Genomic DNA, 8196 nt, shown 5'->3' with positions numbered 1-8196 from the left:
CCCCCCACCCGGTGGACGTCGATGCCCTGCGGGACGCCGGTGGAGCCGTTCCCGGGGATGCGGTACCGGTTGCTCTCGGCGCTGGCGATGGACCGCATCCGGCGGGCGTCCGCCCGCACCCGGGCCGCGCTCAGCCCGAGGTGGTCGGTCGCGGCGGGCGCCGCCGGCAGGGCCATCGCGCCGAAGCCGGCGACCTCGGCGGCGAAGGAGTCCCCGATGACGGGGTGGACGTCGGCGGGCGAGTGGCCGCCGAACAGTACGGCGCTGCCGACCGGCGCGGGCGCGGTGAACCACCGCCCGCCCAGGCCGGCCACCTGGATCCCCACCCGGTGGCCGTTGGAGACGACCGTCCGCAGGAGCGGGCTGCCGGGCCGCTCGGGGATCGCCCGGGCCAGCAGTCTGGCGGTCAGTACCGCGAAGGCGCCGAAGAACTGGGGGTCGGCGCTCATCCACCGCAGCACCCGGGGGGTCTCGGGCGAGCGGATCTCCCGTTTGAGGAGCAGGCCGGTGAGCTGGACGAGGAGCTGGGCGGTGCCGGCGGTGGTCCGGCTGTGGCCCTCGTCGCCCTGGGTGAGCGCGCTGCGCAGGATCCGGGTGACGTTGAGTTCCGCGCCCTCGCAGGCCTGTTGGAGCACCGGCAGGACGGCGGCGGCGACCCAGCGGAGCCGGTCGAGGGTGCGCGGGTCGTGGTGGCCGGCCCGCAGGCAGGGGCCGGCGCCCTCGCCGAGCGTGCCGAAGACCGTGCCGCCGTGGGTGTCGCGCAGGACGGCCACCGGCATCGAGCGGGAGATGATCCCGGTCAGTGCGCCGAGCGCGTCGTGGTCGGCGCAGGGCAGCAGGGTCAGCCGGCCGTCGTCGATCAGGCGGCCGGCCTGCTCGGGCGTCCCGGCGGCCCCTTCGAGCAGGAGCGCGCCGATCAGGGCGGAGCGCATCGGCGCCGGCGGGGCGTCCGGGCCGAGCGGCGGCCCGGCGTGCAGGTAGGTGCGTTCGTCCAGTCGCGGGCAGATCCGCCCGGCCGTGGTGAAGGAGTCCAGGAAGACCTGAAGGTGGTCCAGGACAGCGGCGTCGGCCGCCGGGAGGTGCTCGGCCGGGGCCGGGCTCACGCGGCCGCGGCCGCGTGCCGCCGGGTCGCGATGATGTGGCCGGTGCCCACCGGGAGGTCGACGAGGACGAGGCCGGCATCGGCCCGGAGGGTGGCTCGTACGGCGGCGATGGCGGCGTGGTGCTCGGCGAGCGTGTAGCGGGCCGGGTCCATGTCGTCGAGCAGCAGGACGCCGCCCTCGCGCAGCGCGGCCAGGGTGCGGTCCAGGCCGCTCCACTTGCCGCCCTCGGCGTCGGCGAAGACCAGGTCGAAGGAGCCGAGCTCGGGCAGCAGCGCCACGGCGTCGCCGGTGTGCGGCCGGACCCAGGCGGGCCAGTCGGCGTCGGCGGCCAGTGCGGCGGTCTTCGGGTCGTGCTCGACGGTGACGAGGACGACGTCCTCGCGTCCCCGCAGGCCGTGCAGGACCCAGGCGAGGCCGACGCCCATGCCGGTGCCCAGTTCGAGGATCCGGCCACCGGGCGGGACGGCCGCGGCCAGTGCCGCGAGGAGCTCTCCGGTCAGCGGCGCGCATGAGTATGCGAAGCCGTTGTCCGCAGCCCGCTGCTGGGCCTGGGCGACGAGGGGCGGGACGTCCACGGGGCCGACCTCCTTGAAGGGAGTGACAAGAGTGAGGGGAGTGGAGCATATTTTTGCGTCAAGGTGCAAGTAATTAACAAGAGTTCGGTGATCATCGGCGGCAGGCGGGTGGGATGTGGCCGAAAGTCATCGCCTGGAGAGGTGGGCCGCGATGCGGAACCCGGTGAGCGTCGGCTTCAAGGCGCCCCAGCAGCACGTGGCCTACGAGCGGGTGCTGCGCCTGTGGCAGGAGGGCGAGGAGATGGCGGAGTTCACCCACTCCTGGCTCTTCGACCACCTGGACCCGGTCGGCGCCGCGCCGGACGGCGGTGCCCCGGGCGGCGGCGACCCGGCGGGCTGTCTGGAGGCCTGGACCCTGCTGGCCGCGCTCGCGGCCCGCACCTCCCGGCTGCGGCTGGGGGTGCTGGTCACCGCGAACACGCTGCGCGAGCCGGCGGTGCTGGCCGCCATGGTCTCGACGGTGGATCACATCTCGGGCGGACGGCTGGACTTCGGCCTCGGGGCCGGCTGGCACGAGGCGGAGCACCGGGCGCGCGGCCTGCGGCTGCCGCCGCCCGGTGAGCGGCTGGCGCGCTGGGCGGAGGCGTGCGGGCTGATCCGGCGGCTGTGCGCGGGCGAGGAGGTGGACTTCGAGGGCCGGTACTACCGGCTCCGGGGCGCCCGGCTCGCCCCGGCGACCGTCCAACGCCCGTGCCCGCCCTTCGTGCTGGGGGCCACCGGGGTGCGGGCGCTGGCCGTCGTGGCGCGGCACGCGGACGTCTGGAACACCGCCGCCGGACTGCCCGGCTTCGCGGCCCGGCTGGCGGCGCTGCGGGCGCACTGCGAGGCGCAGGGGCGGGACCCGGGCACCCTGGCGGTCTCGGCGCAGATCCCGGTCGACTTCGCGGCGCCGGCCGCCGTCCGGGCGACGGCCGAGCGGTTCGTGGCGGCGGGCGCGAGCCATCTCGTCTTCGAACTGCCCACCCCCTGGCCGGTGGACGCCCTGGAGCGGCTCCGCCGCGAAGTGGTGCAACGTCTTTCTGTTGACATCCAAACGCAAAAAAGTCTCCTAAAGCGGACTGATGAACGATCAGACCTTGTAAATCCCCGATCAAGCTGACTACCGTCACGTCTGCCCCAGGAGCAGGCCCCTGCTCCGGCGACGGATGGAGCCGTGATGGCATTAGCCCTTCCCGCCGACCCGGCCGTATCGCCGATGGACCCCCCGCAGGACGGCGGACTCGACCTGGTCGCCGCCTACAAGGCGATGGTCCTCATCCGGGCCTACGAGGAGCGCATCCTCCAGGCACGGACCGACCGCGAGGTGATCGGCCCGGTCCACCCGTACATCGGCCAGGAGGCCGTCGCGGTCGGCGTCTGCGCCGCGCTCCAGCCCCGCGACCACCTGGTGAGCCACTACCGCGGACACGGACACGCGCTGGCCCGCGGCGTCGACCTCGACGCCCTGACCGCCGAACTCTTCGGCCGGGCCGACGGCCTCTGCGGGGGGAAGGCCGCCGCCCTGGTCAGCGACCCGGCGACGCACCTGCTGCTCTCCTCGGGCATCGTCGGCGCCGGCATCCCGGTGGCCGCCGGGGCGGCCATGACCTCCCAGGTCCGGCGCGACGGCGCGGTGGCCGTGGTCTTCTTCGGCGAGGGCGCGCTCGGCGCCGGCGTGGTGCACGAGACCCTCACCCTGGCGGTCGCCCAGCGACTGCCGCTGATCCTGGTCTGCGAGAACAACGGCTACCAGGGCGCCACCCGGACGGAGGAGGTCTACCCCGAGACGTCCGTCGCGCGGATCGCCGAGGGCCACCGGATGCCCGTCCACCGCGTCGACGGCAACGACACCCTGGCGGTGCACGCCGCCGCCGCCGCTTCGGTGGCGGTGGCCCGGGCCGGGCAGGGGCCGGCGTTCATCGAGGCGAGCACCTACCTCACCCGGTTCCACCTGCAGTTCGACCGGCCCTCGGGCGAACGCCGGCCGGCCGAGGAGCTCGACGGCTGGCTCGCCCGCGACCCCCTCGACGCGCTGCGCGGGCACCTGCTGGCGGCCGGTACCGCGCCGGACCTCCTCGACGCCCTGCACAGCGAAGCCGAGCGGCGCGTCGAAGCGGCCGTCGCCTTCGCCCGCACCTCACCGTGGCCGGCCCCCGAGCTTGCCCTGACCAACCTCTGGGCGGGTACCCCGTGAACGAACTGGCAGTCCTGGACCTCGTCCTGGAGCAGGAACTCGACCGCAACCCCGACCTGGTCTTCCTCGCCACCAGCACCCCGCCGAGCTGGCGCACCCGGTTCGGCGCCGAGCGCGTCCGCACCTGCCCGATCTCCGAACCGGCCATGGTCGGTGCGGCGTTGGGCGCGGCGATGACCGGACTGCGCCCGGTGGTGGACCTCAACCGGGCCTCCTTCGCCTTCCTGGTGATGGACCAGCTGGTCAACCACGCCGCCCGGATCCACTACCTGAGCGACGGCTCGTACCGCGCCCCGATGGTGCTCACCTCGGCGACCCGGGGCCCGCAGCAGCTCGGACCGCAGAACGAGCAGTGCCCGTACGGGGTCTTCATGCAGACCCCCGGCGTGCGGGTGGCCGTCCCCGGCTCCGCCACCGACGCCTGCGCCCTGCTGCGCACGGCCGTCCGTGACGAGCAGGGCCCGGTGCTGCTGTTCATCGCCCCCGGCCTCGCGGACCACTGCGACCTGCGGGCGGCGCTCGCGGCCGAGCCCCAGCCGTTCGGCGTCGCCCACCGGGTCCGCGAGGGCGACGCCGCGACGGTGGTGGCGATCGGCTCCGCGGTGCACGCCGCCACCCGCGCCGGTGACGAACTGGCCGCCGAGGGCGTCCACGTGGAGCTGCTCGACCCGCGCACCCTGGTGCCCCTCGACCTGCCCGCGCTCGCCGCCTCCGTCCTGCGGACCGGCCGGCTGGTGCTGGTCGACGACGGGCCGCGCTCCGGCGCCCCCGCGCAGATCCTCGCCGCCCTGCTCGACGTACCGGGCGTCGCCCTGGCCCTCGGCGGCCGGATCGCCCACGTCAGCGCGCCCGAGGTGCCGGTGCCCTCCTCGCCGGTGCTGGAGGCGCAGTACTGGGCCACCCCGGAGCGGGTGACGGCGGCGGTCCGGCGGCTGACGGCCGCCGCATGACCGGCAGCGCCGCCACCGGCGTCGGCCACCGCCACCGCCCGGGCCCCGGCGCCGCCGCGCCCGCCGACCGGCTGCTCGGCGGATCGGCGTTCGCCCTCTCCGCGCAGGCCCGCCGGCTGGAGGCCCGGGGCGTCGACGTGGTGCGGCTGGAGGTGGGCCAGCCCGACCTGCCGGGCCCGCCGGCCGCGGTGGCGGCGGCCACCCGCGAACTGGCCGGCGGCCACGCCGGCTACACCGACCCGGCGGGTGACCCGCTGGTCCGGGAGCAGGTGGCCGCGCACTACGCCGCCCGGCTGGCCCGCCCGGTGGCGGCCGAGCAGGTGCTGCTCCTGCCGGGCAGCAACCTCGCCCTCTGGTTCACCCTGCTGGGCGTCCTCGCCCCGGGCGACGAGGTGCTGGTGCCCGACCCCGGCTTCCCGCCGTACGCCGAACTCGTCCGGCTGGCCGGCGGCACGCCCGTCGGCTACCCGCTGCGTCCGGAGCACGGCCACGTCCCGGACCCGGCCGAGGTCCGGGCCCTGGTCACCGCGCGCACCCGGGTGCTGGTCGTGAACAGCCCGCACAACCCGACCGGCTCGGTCTGGCCGCGGGACTGCCTGGCGGAGCTGGCCGGGCTGGCCCGCCGCCACGGGCTGCACACCGTGACGGACGAGGCGTACCGGGAGCTCGCCGAGCCCGGCCTGGAGACCCCGCTGTACCCCGCGGACGAGCGGACCGTCGTGATGGACAGCCTCTCCAAGAGCCACTCGATGTGCGGCTGGCGGATCGGCATCGCGATCGTCCCGCCCGCCGCCGTCCGCCGCTTCACCGACCTGCTGGTGAACACCAACTGCTGCATGCCGTCGTTCGTCCAGCGGGCGATCCCGGCGGCCCTCGCGGCCGGCGGCCACGTGGCCCGGGCCCGGGCCGAGTACGCGCACCGGCGGGCCCTGCTCGTCGACGGGCTCTCGGCCGTCCCCCGCGTGCGGGTCACCCGCCCGCGCGGCGGCCTGTACGTCCTGGCGGACGTCCGTGACAGCGGACTCGACGACCGCCGGCTGGCCGGACTCCTGCTCCACGAAGCACACGTGGCCACCGCCCCGGGCAGCCTCTTCGGCGCCCACGGCGCGGGCCACCTCCGTCTGTCGCTCACGCTGCCGCCGCCCCGCCTCACCGAGGGCGTCGCCCGGCTGCGTACCCGTCTGGAGGACCTTTGACCACCACTCCGCTCGCGCGCCCGCCCCGCCGGACCGCCCACAGCCTCAGCGGCCTGGACGAAGGGGCGGCGCTCCCCGCGCGCTACACCCTGGAGGGCTCCGAGAACGCCACCCTGCACCTGCGCGGCGAGGACGGCGCGGCGCGCCGCTGCACCGACCTGATGTCCGCCTACGCGTCCGTCAACTTCGGCCACCGCAACCCCGAGCTGGAGCCGGTCCTCGCCGGCGGCTCCGACCTGGCCGCGCTCTTCTACCCGCCGCAGGCCGAACTGCTCGCCGACTGGCTCTGCCGGCGGCTGGGCCTCGGCGCGGACGGCCGGGTCCTGTTCCAGGTCGGCGGCAGCTTCGCCGTCTCCTCCGCGCTCGCCCTGGCCCGCCGGGCCCGGCCCGGCCGGGTGCTGGCGATCCGCGGCGCCTTCCACGGCCTCGGTGTCGACGCCCAGGCGGTGACCACCGTGCACCGCGCCCACGCCCTGCAGGACACCGGTTTCGCCGACCGGATCGCCGACCAGGTCACCCACCTGGAGCCCGGCACCGTACCCGAGGACTGGGACGACGTGTCGTGCGTGCTGTACGAGACCGTCCAGGGGGCGAACGGCTACGTCCCGTTGGACGTCGCCTGGCTGGCCGAGCTCCAGCGGGCGGCCCGGCGGGCCGGCGCGCTCACCGTCGCCGACGAGATCCAGGGCGGGTACTACCGGCACGGCCACCTCAGCCCGGCCGTCGCCGCCGGGCTCGACCCCGACATCCTGCTGTTCGGCAAGTCGCTGACCAACGGCCTCTTCCCGCTGTCGGCCGTCGTGTACCGCAGCGGCCTGGAGAGCGCCGCCACCTCCGAGGTCCACCTCGCGCACACCTTCCAGACCGCGACCCTCGGCTTCGCCGCCGGCTGGGAGGTGGCCCGCTACCTGGACCGTTCACCCGTCGAGAGCTGGTGCCGTCGGGTGGGAGCCGCGCTCGAAGGCGCGGCGCGGCGGTGGAGCGGGGCGGGCCTGGCCACCGCCGTCCGGCTCACCGGCCCCACGCTCTCCTTCGAGCCCGTCGGGCCGAGCGCCGCCGAGGTGGTCCAGGGCGCCTTCCGGCGCGACGTCCTGGTCTTCGCCGGCGGCGACGACGGCCGGCGGATCCGGATCGCACCCCCGCTCACCATTCCCGAGACCCAACTGGCCACCGCCCTCGACGCGGTGACCGCAGCCCTGGCCGAAGACCGCCCCACCCGACCGCTGGGAGACCACCATGGATCGTGACGACCTCTACGCGCAGCTCCGCGAGTTCCTCGCCGGCCTGGCCGCCGAGTCCGGGCGGGAGTTCCCCGACCGGCTCGACCCCGACGACAACCTCTTCGACCTCGGCCTGGTCACCTCCTTCTCGGTCATCCGGATGATCCTCTTCGTCGAGGACGTCACCGGCTGCCCCATCGACCTGGCCGACCACGAGCCGCAGGCCTTCTACACGCTGGCCGGCATCCACACCCTCGTCGCCTCGCAGCGACAGGAGGAGAGCGCGTGACCACCACCGTCGAGCACCGTTTCGACGAGGCCGCGATCACCCGGCTTCGGCAGGAGTTCAGCCAGGTCAGCACCTCCCAGCTCGCGGACGCCTCCGGTGACCTGGTGACCGCCCTGCGGCTGCCGCTGCGGTCCAGGAACGGGCTGCCCAGAGTCGCCGGCCCGGCGTTCCCGGTCACCACCGACGACGACATGCTGCCCTGCCTCCAGGCACTGGCCGCGACCCCGCCCGGCTGGATCCTGCTCCTGGTGAACGAGCAGCGGCCCTCCGAGGCCCTCGCCGGCGACATCCTCACCGCCTCGGCGCTGGCCCAGCGGCTGGGCGGGCTGGTCGTCGACGGCGCGGTCCGCGACCTCGACGACCTCGCCGAGCTGCCGATCCCGGTGTTCTCCACCGAGGTGACCCTGGTGTCCGCCCGGACCACCCGCGAACGCGCCCCGCACGTACCGCAGACCGTGCGCACCGGCGGGGTGGAGGTGCGGCCCGGCGACTGGCTGGTCGGCGACGCCGACGGCTTCGTCGTCGTGCCCGAGGACAAGGTGACCGCGGTGCTGAGCGCCGGCCGGCTCCTGCGGGCCCGCGAGGACCGCCTGAAGCAGTCCATCCGCGACGGCGCCGGCACCCTGGCCGAACTCACCGGCCTCGCCGACTTCCTGGCGGGCACGGGCGAGCTCCGATTCGAGGTCTGAC

General features: G+C 75.5%; 9 protein-coding genes. 7 read left to right on the top strand and 2 right to left on the bottom strand.

The window, feature by feature from the left end; genetic code table 11:
• A partial coding sequence (locus tag IE329_RS40160) for an oxamate carbamoyltransferase subunit AllG family protein (RefSeq protein ID WP_194736190.1) occupies positions 1-1103 on the bottom strand: 1103 nt, incomplete at its 3' end.
• Complete coding sequence (locus IE329_RS25695) at positions 1100-1678, bottom strand: O-methyltransferase (RefSeq protein WP_190213347.1); 579 nt, start codon at positions 1676-1678, stop codon at positions 1100-1102. The genes IE329_RS25695 and IE329_RS40160, both read right to left, overlap by 4 nt.
• Positions 1679-1829: 151 nt before the next feature.
• Here IE329_RS25695 and IE329_RS25690 point away from each other — a divergent pair, with 151 nt between their 5' ends.
• Genes IE329_RS25690 through IE329_RS25660 form a run of 7 tightly spaced genes read left to right on the top strand, consistent with a single transcriptional unit; the run spans position 1830 to position 8195 of the window.
• A complete protein-coding gene (locus IE329_RS25690) occupies positions 1830-2777 on the top strand; it encodes an LLM class flavin-dependent oxidoreductase (protein WP_190213346.1) in 948 nt (315 codons plus the stop codon).
• Positions 2778-2834: 57 nt separating this feature from the next.
• Positions 2835-3851 (top strand): thiamine pyrophosphate-dependent dehydrogenase E1 component subunit alpha, encoded by a 1017-nt coding sequence (locus IE329_RS25685; RefSeq protein ID WP_190213345.1) that lies wholly within the window; start codon positions 2835-2837, stop codon positions 3849-3851.
• Positions 3848-4801, top strand: coding sequence for an alpha-ketoacid dehydrogenase subunit beta (locus IE329_RS25680; protein WP_190213344.1), 954 nt, complete (start codon positions 3848-3850; stop codon positions 4799-4801). Before IE329_RS25685 ends, IE329_RS25680 begins: the two co-directional genes overlap by 4 nt.
• Positions 4798-5997 carry a pyridoxal phosphate-dependent aminotransferase gene (locus tag IE329_RS25675; protein WP_190213343.1) on the top strand — a complete coding sequence of 400 codons (1200 nt, stop codon included), beginning with the start codon at positions 4798-4800 and terminating at the stop codon, positions 5995-5997. Before IE329_RS25680 ends, IE329_RS25675 begins: the two co-directional genes overlap by 4 nt.
• Positions 5994-7244 (top strand): aminotransferase class III-fold pyridoxal phosphate-dependent enzyme, encoded by a 1251-nt coding sequence (locus tag IE329_RS25670; protein WP_190213342.1) that lies wholly within the window; start codon positions 5994-5996, stop codon positions 7242-7244. Before IE329_RS25675 ends, IE329_RS25670 begins: the two co-directional genes overlap by 4 nt.
• Complete coding sequence (locus tag IE329_RS25665) at positions 7234-7506, top strand: acyl carrier protein (protein ID WP_190213341.1); 273 nt, start codon at positions 7234-7236, stop codon at positions 7504-7506. The genes IE329_RS25670 and IE329_RS25665 overlap by 11 nt, the downstream gene beginning before the upstream one ends.
• Complete coding sequence (locus IE329_RS25660; RefSeq protein ID WP_190213340.1) at positions 7503-8195, top strand: RraA family protein; 693 nt, start codon at positions 7503-7505, stop codon at positions 8193-8195. Before IE329_RS25665 ends, IE329_RS25660 begins: the two co-directional genes overlap by 4 nt.
• The last annotated feature ends 1 nt before the right edge of the window (position 8196 follow it).

The sequence above is a fragment of the Kitasatospora indigofera genome (assembly GCF_014655955.1).
Lineage (GTDB): Bacteria > Actinomycetota > Actinomycetes > Streptomycetales > Streptomycetaceae > Kitasatospora > Kitasatospora indigofera.
The sequence above is the reverse complement of the archived record's forward strand: the minus strand, read 5'-3'. Positions and strand labels throughout refer to the sequence as shown.